Consider the following 15,518-nt stretch of genomic DNA (forward strand, 5'->3'; position numbering starts at 1 on the left):
GACCATGGACACCCAGTCGTTCGCGCTGCCCTTCCAGCGGACCTCGCCGTTCGCGCCCCCGCCGGAGTACGCCGCGCTGCGCCGCGACTCCCCGGTCGTGCGCACCACCACCGGCGCGGGCACCCCGGCCTGGCTGGTGCTCGGTGCGGCGGAGGCGCAGCGGGTGCTCGCCGACCGCAGGTTCGCCATCACGCGGGAGGGCGACGAGGTCGACACCGAGTCGCTGCTGTGCGACGGCGAGCCGCACGCCCGGCTGCGCGGTGCCCTGTCCCGGGGCCTGAGCCCGCGGACGCTGGACCGCCTGCGGCCGCGGGTGGACGGGCTGGCCCACGGGCTCGTCGCCGACCTGCGCGCGGGCGGCGCGCCCGGCGACCTGGTGGCCGGGCTGTCCCGGCCGCTGACCCGGGCGGTGATCGCCGAGGTGCTCGGGGTGCCCGCCGGCGCCCGGTCCCGGTTCGACGCGTGGGCCGAGTCGGTGTCGGTGGCCATCGTCGACGACCTGGACGGCGGGGTGGACGCCTGGCTGGAACTGATCGACCACCTCGGCGGGCTCATCGCGGACAAGCGCGCCGATCCCGGTGCGGACCTGCTCAGCGAACTGGTCGCGATCCGCGACGACGGCAGGCTCAACGACCGCGAACTGGTGCTGGCCGCGGCGGCGCTGCTCTCCGGGGGCTACCTGACCACGATCAACTCGCTGTCCATCGGGCTGGTCAAGCTGCTGGCGCACGGCGGGCTGGGCGGGCTCGGCGACGAGGCGGCGGCGGAGCGGGCCGTCGAGGAGGTGCTGCGCCACCAGGCCGGGCTCAGCGGCGAGGCGATCCCCCGCTGGGCGCGCGCGGACGTCGAGCTCGCCGGGCTGCGCATCGCCGCGGGCGACATGGTGCTCGTCCGGCTGGAGGCGGCCAACCGCGACCCGGCGGTGTTCGACGACCCGGACCGGTTCGACCCGACCCGGACGCCCCGCCCGCACGTGCGGTTCGGCTACGGCCCGCACCGGTGCATCGGCGCGGCCGTGGCCCGGATGGAGCTCGTGGCCGCGGTCCGCGCGCTGGCCGACCAGCTCCCCGGCCTCGCGCTGAGCACGCCGCCCGAGGAGCTCCCGTGGACCGACCACCCGATCGACACCGGCCCGGAACGCGTGCCCGCGACCTGGTGAACCGGCCCACGACCGAACCGCCCGGCGAGCCGCCGCACCCGACGACCGGCCCATCCCGACGACCGGCCACCCGACCAACAGGCCACCCCGACGAACAGGGACGAGCGCAAGGGGGACTTCCCATGGAGGATCGACCGCTGCAGGTATGGCTGGTGCAGCAGGGCGTCTGGGCCATGTCGCTGGAGTCGATGCCGTTGGCCTCCGGTTACCTGAAGGCGACCGCGCTGCAGGACGAGCGCATCGCGGCCGGTGCGGACATCCGGATCCGCAACTTCGACGGCGGCGGAACCCTCTTCGGCATGGCCAACGAGCTGTTCCAGCACGGCGTCCCGGACGTGCTGGCGTTCTCCGTGCTGGGCTGGAACTACCAGGAGTTCGCCGCGCTGGCCGAGACGTTCAAGCAGCTCAACCCGGACGGCTGGGCGGTCTTCGGCGGCAACCACGTGTCCCAGCAGGCGACCCGGGTGTTCGGCATGCACCCCTTCGTCGACGTCGTGGTCAACGGCGAGGGCGAGTTCACCTTCCGCGACCTGCTGCGCGCCCGGCTGGACGGGGCCTCGGCGCGGGACCTGCACCACGTCGAGGGGATCTCGTTCCAGGACACCGCCGGGCAGGTCGTCACCACCGCCGACCGGCCCCGGATCGACGACCTCGACTCGATCGCCTCGCCGTTCCTCACCGGCGCCATCCCGCTGACCGACGACAACGGCGAGTTCCCCTACGACGTCGCGCTGCTGGAGACCAACCGCGGCTGCCCGTACAAGTGCTCGTTCTGCTACTGGGGCGGGGCCGTGGGCCAGCGGGTGCGCGCCTTCTCCCGGGAGCGGCTGCGCCAGGAGATCGAGCTGTTCGCCCGGCACGGGGTGCACACGCTGGTGCTGTGCGACGCCAACTTCGGGATGATGCCGATCGACCTCGAATTCGTCGAGGACGTCATCGCGGTGCGGCGCGAGTACGGCTACCCCAAGAGCATCGAGACCTCGTGGGCCAAGAACAAGTCCGCGGTGTTCTACGAGATCGTCAAGGTGATGAAGGAAGCCGGGCTGCACAGCTCCTTCACCCTCGCCCTGCAGACCCTCGACGACACCACGCTGGACCTGATGAACCGGCGCAACATGAAGGTCAACGATTGGGAGGGCCTGGCGGAGTGGCTGGGCAAGGAGGGCCTGGACTGCTACGCCGAGCTCATCTGGGGCGCGCCGGGGGAGACCATCGAGTCCTTCATGAAGGGCTACGACCGGCTCGCCGGCCACGTCTCCCGGGTCGCGGTGTACCCGATGCTGATCCTGCCGAACACCACCTACCACACCGACCGGGACCGCTTCGGCCTGGTCACCGTCCGGGGCAACACCGACGACTTCGAGTACCTGCTGTCGCACGACACCATGTCGCCCCGGGACAACCGGTACATGCACCGGTTCATCTTCGTGTCCCGGCTGGTCGCCGAGAACCCGGTGTTCCGCTACGTCTGGGGACCGCTGCGCGCGCTGGGCGGCATCACCCAGTCCGAGCTGATCCGGTCGCTGATGGACTGGTTCGACCACGACCCGAACCCGGCCACCGAGCCGTTCCGCAGCGGCATGGTCAACTCGTTCACCGACTCCGACGTGCTCGCCCCGGTGCTGACCCTGCTCTACGGCGACGACGAGGCCAAGGAGATGCTGCGGCGCTGGTGGCGCGAATCGGTGCTGCCGCGCGTGCCGCAGGAGTCGCACCCGTTGCTGGACACCGTCTTCGAGTTCGACCTCCGCACGCTGCCCGCCTACACCGTGCCGGGTCGCGCACCGTCCCCGCGCTACGCCAACGAGACGCTGCCCCGGGTGGTGGTCGACGGGGAGGACTACTACGTGTGGCGCGACGTCTGGAAGGGCTTCGACGTGCCCGCGGTGACCCTGGCGCTGCGGCGCGACGAACCCTACGAGCACCTGCTCACCGAGACGGTGAGCTCCCTCTACTACAAGGTCGGCGCCGACCGGTTCCTGCCGTCCACCAACCACGAGGAAATCATCTACTACATGGGCCGCCTCGAACGGCAGCTCGCCCGACGGTGACCCGCTCGCAGGCCGGTGACCCGGCGGTGGGCTCTTCGCGAACCACGGAGGGATAGCGATGGCTGGTCGTGTGACGATGGACCCGTCGTTCGGCGGTGCCGACCCGCAGGACCGGGCCCCGGGCGACCCGGGACCGGCGTTGCTCGCCGAGAAGGTGGGCGCGGGGCTCGCGGACCGCTGGCAGGCCGAGACCAGCATGCTCGGGGCGATGTGCGCGCACGCGCTGGTGCCCGCGGGCAAGCTGTTCCGGCCGGTGCTCCTGCTGGAATCCGCGCTCGCCGTCGGCGGGGACGCCGACGTGGTGCTGCCCGCCGCGGTCGGCGCGGAATCGGGGCACGTGGCCAGCCTGGTCCACGACGACATCATCGACGACGACGAGCTGCGGCGCGGGAAACCCTCGGTGCAGTACCGGTTCGGCGCCGACAACGCCATCGTGGCCGGGGACGCGCTGATCTTCGACCTGTTCGCCGCGCTGGCCGAGTGCCGCGGCACCGGCGCGGCGGCCGATCGGATCGTCGCGGCCCTCGACGTGGTGGCGCGGTGCGGGATCGACCTGTGCCGGGGCCAGAGCCTCGAAGCCGAACTGTGCGCGCGGCGGGACTTCGACCTCGACGCCTACCTGACGATGGTCCGGCTGAAGACGGCCGCGCTGTTCCGGGGCGCGTGCGAGTGCGGCGCGCTGCTGGCCGGCGGGGGCGAGGACCTGGTGCGGGCGCTGGGCGTCTACGCCGAGAACCTGGGCTGCGCCTTCCAGCTCCACGACGACCTGATGTCCTACACCCGCGACACCGGCGCGATGGGCAAGCCCGACACCAGCGACATCCGCAACGGGCGGCTGACGCTGCCGGTGCTGCTGGCGCACCGGGCCTCCTCCCCGCAGGACCGGATCGCCATCGCCGAGGTGCTCGTCGGCGACGACGACCCCGCCGTGCGGCGCGAGGTCCTGGTCGCGGTGCTGGAGCGCACCGGGGCGATCACCACCGCCGCCGCCATGGCCCGGGAGTACTCGGAGAACGCGATCGCCGCGCTGCGGGTGCTGCCGCCGACGCCCAGCCGCGACCGGCTGCGCGGGTTCGCCCAAGCCGCCATCGACCGGGACCAGTGAGCTCGCGCCCGCAGGACGCAACCTCCGGTAGCCGACCAGACGGGAACGACATGGACACCACCGCCCTGCCCTTCGAACGCACCCACCCGCTCCGCGTGCCGCCCCTGCTGCGCGAGCTGCAATCCCGGGGACCGGTGCACGCGGTCCGGACGCCGGTGGGCGACCCGGCGTGGCTGGTCACCGACTACGCCGAGGTCAAGCGGCTGCTCGCGGGCGACGTGCTGGGGCGCTCCCACCCCGATCCGGACCGCGCCGCCCGCATCGGCGAATCGGTGCTGGTGAGCGGTCCGCTCGGCAACTACGCCACCGAGCCGCAGGACAGCGCGCGGACCCGCGCCCTGCTGCAACCGCACTTCTCCCCGAAGCGGATCCGGGAGCTCCGCGACCGGGTGGACGTGCTGGCCACCGAGCTCGTCGACGCGCTCGCCGACCGGGAGCGGCCGGTCGACCTCGTCGAGGCGCTCGCGCTGCCGCTGCCGGTCCTGGTGGTGTGCGAGCTGCTCGGCGTCCCCTACGCCGAACGCGCCGAGTTCCGCGCCTGGATCCACGCCGCCGCCGACGTCACCGACCGGGCGGGCTCCGCCCGCGCCGTGGACGCGCTGTACCGGTACTGCCAGGACCTCGTGGCCCGCAAGCACGCCGATCCCGGTGACGACATCACCTCGCGGCTGTGCGGGACCGAGGGCGTGGACGACGCCGAGACCGCGTACTACACGATGGTCCTGCTGTTCGCGGGTTTCGAGACCACCTCCGTCCACATCGGCTACGGGATGCTGCTGTTCCTGCTCAACCCGGACCAGTGGCGGATCATCGTGGCGGACCCGGACGTCATCCCGAACGCCGTCGACGAGCTGATCCGCGCGACCCCGGGTCCGGCCGGCGGCGACATCCCGCGCTACGCCCGGAAGGACTTCCAGCTCGACGCGGTCTCCATCCGCGAGGGCGACCTGGTGCTGCTGGACAACGGCGCGGCCAACCACGATCCGGACGCCTTTCCCGAGCCCGACCGGTTCGACGTCGGCCGCGAGGCGGGCGGGCACCTGTCGTTCGGGCACGGCCCGCACTACTGCATCGGCGCCCCGCTGGCCAAGGTCGAGCTGGAGACGGTCTTCCGCAAGCTCGTCGACCGCTTCCCCCGGATGCGGCTGGCGGCGGACGTCGAGGAGCTCCGGGTCCACCGCAACACCCAGACCGGCGGCCTGGTCGAACTACCGGTCACGTGGTGACCGCGCGATCCCGCCCGGCGGACATCCCGATGGCGCCCGGCGGCCTGCCCGGGATCGGGCACGCCCCGGCGCTGCTGCGCGACTCGCACGCGTTCCTGACCTCGCTGCCCGCGCACGGCGACCTGGTGCGGATCAGGCTCGGGCCGGACCGGGCCGTCGTCGTCTGCACCCCGGAGCTGACCCAGCGGGTGCTGCGCGACGACAAGGTCTTCGACAAGGGCGGTGCGCTGTTCGACCGGATCCGCGAGTGGCTCGGCGACGGCCTCGGCACCTGCGCCCACCACCGGCACCGGCGGCAGCGGCGGCTCATCCAGCCCGCGTTCCACCACACCCGGATGCCCGGCTACGGCGAGACCATGACCGCGGGCATCGACGAGGTCACCCGCGGCTGGGCGGACGGCCAGGTGCTCGACATGCCGGGGGAGATGGGCGCGCTGAGCGCGCGGATCGCGGTGCAGACCATGTTCCGCGACGCGCTGCCGCCGGACGCGCTGCGGCAGGCGGTCGACGACGTCACCGCCGTGGTGCGCGGGCTGTACCTGCGGGCTTCGGCGCCGGCGGTGGTGGCCGAGCTGCCGCTGCCGGGCCACCGCCGCCTGCGCCGGGCACGCGCGCGGCTGCGCGGGATCGTCACCACCATCGTCGCCGAGCGCCGGGCCTCCGGCGCGGACCGGGGCGACCTGCTCTCCGCGCTGCTGGCCGCCCGCGACCTCGACGGGGACGGCCGGGGCTTGTCCGACGCCGAGATCGGCGACCAGGTCCTGACCTTCTTCGCCTCGGGGCTGGAGACCACCGCGCTGGCGCTGGTGTGGGCGCTGCGGCTGCTCGCCTTCCACCCGGACGCGGAGCGGCGGGTGCGCGCCGAGGCCGACGCCGTGCTCGCCGGTGGTCCCGCCGAGTTCGGCCACCTGTCCGAGCTGGAGTTCACCCGGCGGGTGGTGACCGAGGTGCTGCGCCTGTTCCCGCCCGCCGGCGAGATGTTCACCCGGACCACCACCCGGGACACCGAGCTCGGCGGCCGTCGGATCCGGGCGGGCACCACGATCGTCTACAGCTCCTGCCTCATCCACCACCGCGGCGACCTGTACGAGGACCCGGCCCGCTTCGACCCGGACCGCTGGGACCGCGCGTCGCGCCCGCAGCCGCCGCGGGAGGCCTTCCTCCCGTTCGGCGGCGGGGCCCGCAAGTGCATCGGGGACCAGTTCGCCCTCGCCGAGGTCGTGCTGGGGCTGGCCACCATCGTCGCGCGGTGGTCGGTCCGGCCGGAACGCGCGCCCCGCCGCCACCCGAGGACGGTCGCCCAGTGGCGGCGGCTGGGCGACCGGATGCGGGTCACCCGGATCCGCTGACGCACCGACCAGGAGGAGCAGCCCGTGCCCCAGCAGCCCGTGCCCCAGCAGCCCGTGCCCCAGCAGCCCGTGTCCCAGCAGAACGCGCCGTTCAGCGACGTCGCCGACGTCTACGACCAGCTCAGCGACTTCTTCGCCGAGGTGCTGGGCGGCAGCATCCACCTCGGCTACTGGGACGAGGACGCCGTGCCGGGCGTCGACGCGATGGCCGCGGCTTCCGAACGGCTCACCGGCATCATGATCGACCGGATCGAGGTCGGCCCGGGGCAGCGGGTGCTCGACGTGGGCTGCGGCACCGGGCAGCCCGCGGTCCGCCTGGCCGAGGACCGCGGGGTCGAGGTCGTCGGCATCACCGTGAGCGCGGAGCAGGTGGCCGCCGCGACCCGGCTGGGCCGCGAGCGCGGGCTCGGCGACCGGCTGTCCTTCCTGCTCGCCGACGCCGCCGCGCTGCCGTTCCCGGCGGACTCGTTCGACGCCGCGTGGCTGTTCGAATCGCCGCCGCACCTGCCCGACCGGGTGCGGGTGCTGCGCGAGGTGGCGCGGGTGGTCCGGCCGGGCGGGCTGGTCGCGCTGACCGACTTCGTCCAGCTCGCCCCGATGACCGCGCACGAGCGCGGCGCCGCGGCCGAGGTGATGGCCTCGTTCCACCTCGGCGGGTTCTGCCCGCTCGCGGAGTACCCGGACCTGGTCCGCCGGGCGGGGCTCGCCCCCGTCGAGGTCGCCGACATCTCGGCCAACACCATCCGCGCCGACGACGCCTTCGTCGAGGCGTTCCTGCCCGCGCTGCGGGCGAAGGCGGCGGAGTTCGGCGACCTGGGGACCGCGGCGGTCGACACCATCGCCGCGGTGACCGAGCAGCTCAACGACCTGACCGCGATCGGCTACGCCCTCGTGGTCGCGCGCGCGTGAGCCGCCGGTGGTTCCGGTCACCTTCCGCGGTCTCCGCCGGTTCGCCCGGTGGTGCGGTGATATACGTCGGATGATCGCCCGGATTCCCCGGGCTGATCGACGACGAAGGGAAAATCCGTGCACGCACCGCGCATCCTGCGGGTACTCGTGGCGCCCGTGGCCTTCCTCGCGCTCGTCGGCTGCGGCAGCGCCGGAGCGGCCCCGGAACCGGCCGCCCCGGAACCGGGCACCCGCGCCCCGCACGCCGACTTCCGCGCGCTGGAGCGCGAGTTCGACGCCCGGCTGGGCGTCTACGCCGTGGACACCGCGACCGGCGAGGAGATCGCGTACCGGCCCGACGAGCGCTTCGCCTTCGCCTCCACGCACAAGGCGCTGTCGGCGGGTGCGGTCCTGCAGCGCACCGACATGGCCGGGCTGGAGCGGGTGATCCACTACGACCGCGACGACCTGGTGAGCTACTCGCCGATCACCGAGCAGCACGTCGACACCGGGATGACGCTGCGCGCGGTGCTCGACGCCGCGGTCCGCTACAGCGACAACACCGCGGCGAACCTGATCTTCGGCGAGCTGGGCGGGCCCGAGGGCTTCACCGCGGCGCTGCGCGCCCTCGGTGACACCACCACCCGGTCCGACCGGATCGAGACCGAGCTCAACGAAACCTCGCCCGGTGATCCGCGGGACACCAGCACGCCGCGCGCCCTGGCCACCAGCCTGCGCGCCTTCACCGTCGGCGACGCCCTGCCCGAGCCGCAGCGCGCCCTGCTCAACGAACTGCTGCGCACCAACACCACCGGCGACGCCCTGATCAAGGCGGGCGCGCCGGCGGGCTGGCAGGTCGGCGACAAGTCCGGCGCCGCCGACTACGGCACCCGCAACGACATCGCCGTGGTCCGGCCGCCGGACCGGGCGCCGATCATGATCTCGGTGCTGTCCGACCGCGACGCGAAGGACGCCGCCTACGACGACGCCCTCATCGCGCGGGCGGCGGAGGTCGCCCTCGGCGCCTTCGAGTGACCGACCCGCCCCGCGCGGAGGTGCTCCGCGCGGGGCGGGTCGGTCACCATCGTCGGTCGGCGCCGTATCAGCATTTGTCGCCGCACCACAGGCAGGGCCTTAGACCCACCGGGCTGGGTCCTGTGCGAGCTCCCTGCAAAACCTTTTCGCCCGGTGGTGCCGATAAGTCTGGGCGATCGCGCCATTGCCCGTTCTTGGACATAGCTCCTAGATGACTTCCTCGTGATTTAGTTCGAATTGACAAGGTACTTGTGCTCTCGGACAAAGAACTATTAGAGTGGCGTGTTTAGGCTAAACAGATGATAGACGGCGCGATGGCAGCGAGCATGGAGGCGAGAGTCTTTGAGTATCTGCGCCCAAGGCGCTGTTAGCGCACCCGAATGCTTTGCACGAGCAGACCATCTGAACGTCTGAGTTCCGCCGTATGGACTAATTAGTAATGTCTTGCACTTTGCTTCGCGCACAACACGGTTATGCCAGCGCTTAGTGTCATAGGATGTCCACCTGGGTAAGATCAATAATATCACCAAAGTAGGCGTTATGGCCCATAGTCAGTCAAGATTAACTTGCTTCGCGCTGATCTCTGCGCTGGAGGAGGACCTTAGGCTTCATATTGACACCCTTCTGGTGGACACAATTCCTGGCAAAGTATTCTCGGATGCTGAATATCAGAAGGCGAGCGAGCGGATTCGACGCGAGCGAGGCGCTGTAAAAAACGATTCCCCGACTGCATTGCTCTCCTATATTGACTTTGCCGATGGCTTCCAAATTTTGCGACGCAACAGGGCGCATATTCCGAATGATCTCGCTGTACAGTTGGAATCGGTGAAAGATCGGCTTTCAGGAGTAGTGCCGATCAGGAACCGTGTGGCACATACTCGCCCTATGGAGATCGATGATCTCGCTAGAATGTATGACCTGTGTAAGGATCTTTGCAGTGGGGCGGCGTTATCAAATTGGCCTATGCTGGCTAATGCGCTTGCCAGGCTTGAGAACGAACCATACTATGTCTTGGGGTTGACTGTTGACCTTCCTCGAGAAAAAGACAATGCTCCGATGCACAACCTGCCCATACCTGACTTTGAAGAAACAGGATTTTACGGCAGACGCAAGCAAGTGCAAAGGATTAAAAAAATTGTCAAAGGTGCATATCCTGTAATATCAATCCTTGGGGATGGCGGCATCGGAAAGACCGCTATTGCCCTCAAGGTCGCCTATGAACTATTAGACGAAAACGCTGGTTTCGATGCGATCGTGTGGGTGACCGCCAAGTCGCAGAACTTAACAATTAATGAGATAGAGCGCATTAATGGCGCAATCGAAGATTCACTCGGGCTGTTTATGAATGCAGCTAAAACACTGGGGGCAGCAGAGCCTGAAGACCCGGCAAGTGAAGTGCTAGACTATCTGGAGCATTTCAAGGTCCTGCTAATCTTGGACAATCTAGAAACTGTGCTCGATGCTCGATTGCGCGAGTTTCTGCTGGAAATTCCCATCGGCAGCAAGGTGATCATTACTAGTCGGATCGGGGTCGGTGTAGAGAATCCGGTAAGTCTTCCCCCCTTAGAAGAAGGCGAAGCCCAAACGCTTTTGCGAAAATTGGCTGGCATGCGAGATGTCAGGGCACTAGAGGGTCTGTCTCAAGAAGCTATTGCCGGGATCTCCGCGCGAATGGGCGGTCGCCCAGCCTATATTAAGTGGTTTGTCTCGGGGATTCAAGCAGGGCTTCGGCCCGAGGAGTTGCTGGCGGATAACGAGCTTCTGCTCGACTACTGCATGTCCAACGTCTACGAATATCTTGGTGACGATGCTCGGGTTGTTTTACGGTGTCTTCAAGTATTACCTGGGCAGCGAACGCACGCCGAAATTGCTTTTTTGACCGAAATGTCCGCTGATCGAACGCATGCTTCCCTGCTTGAGCTCCTGACGACCAACTTCACGCAGATGCGGATGTCGTCAGGAAATCAAGATACTGAAACAAACTATGAGGTAACCGAGTTTGGCCGAAGCTACTTGGACAAAAGGCACCGCGTTGGGCAAGACGAGCGGCGTGTGTTCCAGGAACGAAATAAAAAGTTGCTAGACCTCGGTATCTCTTTGCGGGCAGAAAACACCGCCTCGCCCTTCGATCCGTACACTGTGAGTGTGCAGAGTCCTGGTGACTACAGTGCTGCACGGTTGCTGCGCGAATCAATTCGAGCAGCGCGCAATGGTCAATTCCGAGAGGCGCTCGAAGGCTGTGGTGAAGCTCGTCGTCTTGCGCCCAGCTACTTCGAGACCTGGCGTGTAGAAGCCTTTGTGCACACATTCATGTCCGACTACACGTCCGCAAGAAATGCTTATGAAAGGGCTTGTGAGCTGGCCCACGACTATGCTCCATTGTACTACTTCTTTGGCTCTTTTTTGATCGATGAAAGCATCGATATCGAAGCCGGGGTAAGCTACCTGAGGAAAGCTGCACGTAAGAATATTGAGCACCCGGATGTACTATTCCACGTTGCGTGGGGAAGCCTTTTGCAGGGCAGGTTTGCAGACGTTCTCGAAACCACAAGACATGTACTCGGCCTCAAATTGGCGAGGCCTCAAGGGATTGCGTCAGTGGCTTTAGGGCTGCGTGCCGGAGTGTATCAACTTCGGAAAATCATGGAAGAAGGCGATGTTGAGTCGGCGCTCGAATTCCTTGAGCTCGTTGTCGAGTTTGCAGAAATGACAAGTATTGAGTTTCTGCCAGGTGAATCATGTGACCGGCTCCTGCAGTTGAGCGCGTTGTCTCTAGAGCTTAACCAAATGCTCGGCGAAGAATTCCATGCACGCAAGGCCGCAGAGTTCGGATCGCGTCTTCGCGAAAGGATTCGGTGTGTCGAATCGGGATTGCTTGAGCGCAAATTGGCACGTGTGAAAACAATTCGCTCCGATAAACTGTACGCGTTCGCAAGTATTGATTCAGTCGACTACTTCTTTCATCTTCGTGACCTTGCTGATGAGTCACATTGGGGGCATCTGGCCGAGGGTGGGATGGTTTCGTTTAATGTGACTGATACTGACAAGCGAGGTCCACGTGCCACAAGCGTAAGATGGGTGGACTGAAAGAGACGGTACGTAAGCGATCTTAGTAGCAGAGTAGTTGACTCTATCTGGCGCCGCCGAGCCGGTACCGTCGGCGGATGGTGTCGATCGAGCGGACCACCGGGCGGCTGCGGCTGCGGCCGGTGCGGGGAGCGGACCTCGACGCGTTCGTCGGGTTGGAGACCGCGCTGCGGGCCCGGGAAGTGCCGCCGCGGGCCGCTCCGCACCGGGACGAGTCCGCGCGGTTCCTCGACGCGTTCGTCCGGGCGTGGGCCGACGGCCCGCTGGGCTACTGGGCCGTCGAGTGCGCGGACCGGGTCGTCGGCTTCGGCGGGGTGCAGCCGAAGGAGTGGCGCGGGCAGCGCTGCTGGAACCTGTACTACCGGGTCGATCCCGGGTGGTGGGGGCGCGGGATCGCGACCGAGGTCGCGCGGGAGGCGATCGCCGCCGGGGCCGAGGCCCGCCCCGGCTGGCCGGTGCTGGTGGAGACCCGGCCGGGCAACACCGCGGCGATCCGGGTCGCCGAGCGCGCCGGACTGGTCCGGCAGGACGCCCGGCCCGGTGACGAGTACGCCGTGCTGCTGCTCCGGAGCTGATCAGCGGGCCGGGACGAGGTCGTCCAGCACGCCGAGGATCTTGCGCCACGGCAGGTCCCGCACCGGGGCGCTGCGCGGCGGGTGCAGCGGCCAGAACTCGTCGCCGAGCAGCAGGCGCACGCCCGCCCGGCGCAGCGCGGTGAGGTGCGACTGCCAGGCCGGGTGGCCGACGTGCGCGGCGTTGACCTTGGGGAACACCACGACCGGCGCGGTGCGGGCCCCGATCGCCTCGCACGCGGTGGTCAGCGCCTGGCTGTCGCCGATGCCCAGCGCGAGCTTGCTGATCGTGTTCGCCGAGGCCGGGCAGACCAGGAAGCAGTCGATCGGCGGGTGCGGCGGCTGCTGCGTCGGCATCCGGGGCGCGACCCGGCACGGCAGGCCGGTGACCGCCGCGATCGCCTCGATCTCGCCGCTGTCGGCCAGCCAGCTCCCCGCCGTCGGGGTCAGCGTCACCGCCACCCGCCAGCCGCGCTCGATCGCCGGGACCACCAGGGCCGAACGGATCCGCTCCGCCCCGCCGGCCGCCGACACGATCAGCCCCAGCGTCCGGGTGCCCGCCCCGCGACGCGGCGGTGCGGGATCGTCGTGCTGCGGGTGCGCGCTCACCGGTCGATCGTGGCGGAGGAGGCCGGACTTGGCAACGATGCGGGTGCGGTGGTGGAGTGCAGCACGTGCTGATCAGGGAGTTCGAGGAACAGGACTGGCCCGGGGTGTGGCGGATCGTCCGGGAGGTGGTGCGGGCGGCCGACACGTTCGCCTACGACCCGGCGATGGACGAGGCCGCGGCGCGGGGGTGGATCGAGGTGCCGCCCGCGGTCACCGTCGTCGCCGTCGAGGACGGCCGGGTGCTCGGCACCGCGAAGATGGGGCCGAACCGCGAGGGGCCGGGCGCCCACGTCTCCACGGCGAGCTTCATGGTGGCCGCCGAGGCGCGCGGGCGCGGCATCGGCGACGCGCTGGTCCGGCACGCGCTGGCGTGGGCGCGGGCGCGCGGGTTCGCCGGGATGCAGTTCAACGCCGTCGTGGAGTCCAACACCGGCGCGGTGCGGCTGTACGAGCGGTACGGTTTCGAGGTGATCGGCACCGTCCCGGAGGCGTTCGAGCACCCGGAGCTGGGCCGCGTCGGGCTGCACGTCATGTACTGCCGCTTCTGAACCCGCCCCTCGGCCTCACCCGAACGAGTCGTGAGTGAGGGGCACCCTTGCCCAAGTAACTCGGACAAGGGTGCCCCTCACCTCGAAAAGCGAGGAGCTCACCGCTCGCGCGAGCGTCACCACCGTCGGGCACGCGGCGTCACCCGCACCGCTCCGCAGGACATGCGAAAGCGGTCCGCACCTGGGTTGGGGTGTCAGTGCAGGGTGGCGACGGCTTCCTTGCTGTAGGGGATGAGCTCGTTCTCCTTGCCCTCGAGGACCTTCCGCGCCCATTCCGGGTCGGCCAGCAGCGCCCTGCCGACCGCGACGAGGTCGAACTCGTCGCGGTCCAGGCGTTCCAGCAGCCGTTCGACGCTGTCCACCCGGGCGTCGGCGGTGAGGGCGGCGGGGTCGAAGACGGCGTCCAGGCCGACCGAACCCACCGTGATGACCGGCTTGCCGGTGAGCTTCTTGGTCCAGCCGGCCACGTTCAGGTCGGAGCCGGACTCGGGGAACTCGGGTTCCCAGTAGCGGCGGCCGGAGGCGTGGAAGGCGGTCACCCCGGCGTCGGCCAGCGGGGCGAGCACGGCGGCCAGCTCGTCGGGTCCGGTGGCGAGCTTGGCGCCGTAGTTGTCCGCCTTCCACTGCGAGAAGCGCAGCACGACGGGGAAGTCGGCCGCGACCTGCTCGCGGACGGCGGCGATGACGTCGGCGGCGAACCGGGTGCGCTCCGCGCCGTAGTCGTCGGTGCGGCGGTTGGTGCGCTCCCACAGGAACTGGTCGATCAGGTAGCCGTGCGCGCCGTGCAGCTCCACGCCGTCGAACCCGATCCGCTCGGCTTCCCGCGCCGCGTCGGCGAAGGCGCGGACGATCGCCTCGACGTCGGCGAGGGTGAGCGGTGCACCGGCGCCCGCCGTGCCGTCCAGCGCGATGCCCGACGGTCCGACCGAGGGCGCGTCCGGGAACGGCGGGCTCCCGGCCGCGCGCTGGATGCCGACGTGCCAGAGCTGCGGCATGATCCGGCCGCCCTCGGCGTGCACGGCCGAGACCACCCGTTCCCACCCGGCGAGCTGCTGCTCCCCGTGGAAGCGCGGCACGCTCGCCATGTCCCCGGCGGAGGGGTGGTCGACGTAGGTGCCTTCGGTGATGATCAAGCCGGTGCCCGCCGCCGCGCGCCGGGCGTAGTAGGCGGCGACGTCCGCACCGGGGATGCCGCCGGGGGAGTGGCCGCGGGTCATCGGGGCCATGACGATCCGGTTCGGCAGTTCGGCGGAGCCCAACGTGAAGGGGCGGGCGAGGGCCTGGGCCGCGCGAGTGGACATGCTGCTCCTGACGTGCGCCGGAAGAAATGTACTTGTTCAAGATACATTTTCTCCCCGGGAGTGCAACCGCGCGGTGCGGGTACGCTGCGGAGCCGACCCGGGAGGAGGTGCGCCGCCGTGCTGGACATCAGGTTCTCCAGCGCCCTGCAGGTGATGCTGCTCTTGGCGACCGAGGAGCAGCGGGTGCACAGCTCCGCCCAGCTCGCCGAGGGGCTGAACACGAACCCGAGCCTGGTCCGCAAGCTGCTGGCCCCGCTCGTGCGGGACGGGCTGGTCGAGACCACCAAGGGCCGCGGCGGCGGCACCCGGCTCGCGCGGCCCGCGGAGGAGATCACGCTCGCCGAGGTCTACCGCTGCGCGGTCGGCGACAAACCGCTGTGGGCGTGCCGACCGGAGGGCGAGCACGTGTGCCTCGTCACCGCGCACACCACCGAGTTCTTCGCCGACCTCACCGCCGAAGCCGAGCGCGCGGTGCTCGACGCGCTCGGCTCCCGCACCCTCGCCGACGGCGTCCGGGAACTGCACCGCCTGGCGCACCGCCCGCGAACTGAGTGAGGGGCACCTTCATCCGACCATGCCGGATGAAGG

The 15,518-nt window shown here is 69.2% G+C and carries 13 protein-coding genes; 11 read left to right on the plus strand and 2 right to left on the minus strand.

Annotated features, from left to right (window positions below; translation table 11 throughout):
• Window positions 1-4: 4 nt before the first annotated feature.
• From ABD976_RS13215 to ABD976_RS13255, 9 genes are all read left to right on the plus strand, one after another.
• Complete coding sequence (locus tag ABD976_RS13215) at window positions 5-1,159, plus strand: cytochrome P450 (RefSeq protein ID WP_345362679.1); 1,155 nt, start codon at window positions 5-7, stop codon at window positions 1,157-1,159.
• 122 nt (window positions 1,160-1,281) lie between these two features.
• On the plus strand, window positions 1,282-3,210 hold the full coding sequence (locus tag ABD976_RS13220) for a KedN5 family methylcobalamin-dependent radical SAM C-methyltransferase (protein ID WP_345362682.1): 1,929 nt from the start codon (window positions 1,282-1,284) through the stop codon (window positions 3,208-3,210).
• Between the two features lie 58 nt (window positions 3,211-3,268).
• On the plus strand, window positions 3,269-4,315 hold the full coding sequence (locus ABD976_RS13225; RefSeq protein WP_345362685.1) for a polyprenyl synthetase family protein: 1,047 nt from the start codon (window positions 3,269-3,271) through the stop codon (window positions 4,313-4,315).
• Between the two features lie 50 nt (window positions 4,316-4,365).
• Window positions 4,366-5,541 carry a cytochrome P450 gene (locus ABD976_RS13230; RefSeq protein WP_345362688.1) on the plus strand — a complete coding sequence of 392 codons (1,176 nt, stop codon included), beginning with the start codon at window positions 4,366-4,368 and terminating at the stop codon, window positions 5,539-5,541.
• Entirely contained in the window at window positions 5,538-6,890 is a 1,353-nt protein-coding gene (locus ABD976_RS13235) for a cytochrome P450 (RefSeq protein WP_345362691.1), read from the plus strand. The genes ABD976_RS13230 and ABD976_RS13235 overlap by 4 nt, the downstream gene beginning before the upstream one ends.
• A gap of 24 nt (window positions 6,891-6,914) precedes the next feature.
• Entirely contained in the window at window positions 6,915-7,799 is an 885-nt protein-coding gene (locus tag ABD976_RS13240) for an SAM-dependent methyltransferase (protein WP_345362694.1), read from the plus strand.
• A 117-nt stretch (window positions 7,800-7,916) separates the two neighbouring features.
• Window positions 7,917-8,813 (plus strand): class A beta-lactamase, encoded by an 897-nt coding sequence (gene bla / locus ABD976_RS13245; protein WP_345362697.1) that lies wholly within the window; start codon window positions 7,917-7,919, stop codon window positions 8,811-8,813.
• A 540-nt stretch (window positions 8,814-9,353) separates the two neighbouring features.
• Complete coding sequence (locus ABD976_RS13250; RefSeq protein ID WP_345362700.1) at window positions 9,354-11,900, plus strand: NB-ARC domain-containing protein; 2,547 nt, start codon at window positions 9,354-9,356, stop codon at window positions 11,898-11,900.
• A 77-nt stretch (window positions 11,901-11,977) separates the two neighbouring features.
• A complete protein-coding gene (locus tag ABD976_RS13255; protein WP_345362703.1) occupies window positions 11,978-12,475 on the plus strand; it encodes a GNAT family N-acetyltransferase in 498 nt (165 codons plus the stop codon).
• Here ABD976_RS13255 and ABD976_RS13260 read toward each other — a convergent pair whose 3' ends face one another.
• Window positions 12,476-13,081: a flavoprotein gene (locus ABD976_RS13260; protein ID WP_345362706.1), complete on the minus strand. Its 606-nt coding sequence runs from the start codon at window positions 13,079-13,081 to the stop codon at window positions 12,476-12,478. It abuts the gene before it with no gap.
• Window positions 13,082-13,137: 56 nt separating this feature from the next.
• Here ABD976_RS13260 and ABD976_RS13265 point away from each other — a divergent pair, with 56 nt between their 5' ends.
• Window positions 13,138-13,629 carry a GNAT family N-acetyltransferase gene (locus ABD976_RS13265; RefSeq protein WP_369775560.1) on the plus strand — a complete coding sequence of 164 codons (492 nt, stop codon included), beginning with the start codon at window positions 13,138-13,140 and terminating at the stop codon, window positions 13,627-13,629.
• 194 nt (window positions 13,630-13,823) lie between these two features.
• Here ABD976_RS13265 and ABD976_RS13270 read toward each other — a convergent pair whose 3' ends face one another.
• The gene (locus tag ABD976_RS13270) at window positions 13,824-14,930 is read right to left on the minus strand and encodes an NADH:flavin oxidoreductase (protein WP_345362709.1); all 1,107 of its coding nucleotides are present in this window, start codon (window positions 14,928-14,930) and stop codon (window positions 13,824-13,826) included.
• A gap of 117 nt (window positions 14,931-15,047) precedes the next feature.
• On the opposite strand from ABD976_RS13270, the gene ABD976_RS13275 reads away from it, so the two are divergent.
• Window positions 15,048-15,485 carry an RrF2 family transcriptional regulator gene (locus tag ABD976_RS13275; protein WP_345362712.1) on the plus strand — a complete coding sequence of 146 codons (438 nt, stop codon included), beginning with the start codon at window positions 15,048-15,050 and terminating at the stop codon, window positions 15,483-15,485.
• Window positions 15,486-15,518: the final 33 nt, after the last annotated feature.

The organism is Saccharopolyspora cebuensis (assembly GCF_039542665.1).
GTDB classification, from domain to species: Bacteria; Actinomycetota; Actinomycetes; order Mycobacteriales; family Pseudonocardiaceae; genus Saccharopolyspora; species Saccharopolyspora cebuensis.

What these genes read in the sequence shown, in the direction of transcription:
- ABD976_RS13215 (WP_345362679.1), top strand. Translation starts at nt 5, where the DNA reads ATGGACACCCAGTCGTTCGCGCTGCCCTTCCAGCGGACCTCGCCGTTC.
- ABD976_RS13220 (WP_345362682.1), top strand. Translation starts at nt 1,282, where the DNA reads ATGGAGGATCGACCGCTGCAGGTATGGCTGGTGCAGCAGGGCGTCTGG.
- ABD976_RS13225 (WP_345362685.1), top strand. Translation starts at nt 3,269, where the DNA reads ATGGCTGGTCGTGTGACGATGGACCCGTCGTTCGGCGGTGCCGACCCG.
- ABD976_RS13230 (WP_345362688.1), top strand. Translation starts at nt 4,366, where the DNA reads ATGGACACCACCGCCCTGCCCTTCGAACGCACCCACCCGCTCCGCGTG.
- ABD976_RS13250 (WP_345362700.1), top strand. Translation starts at nt 9,354, where the DNA reads ATGGCCCATAGTCAGTCAAGATTAACTTGCTTCGCGCTGATCTCTGCG.
- ABD976_RS13255 (WP_345362703.1), top strand. Translation starts at nt 11,978, where the DNA reads ATGGTGTCGATCGAGCGGACCACCGGGCGGCTGCGGCTGCGGCCGGTG.
- ABD976_RS13270 (WP_345362709.1), bottom strand. Translation starts at nt 14,930, where the DNA reads ATGTCCACTCGCGCGGCCCAGGCCCTCGCCCGCCCCTTCACGTTGGGC.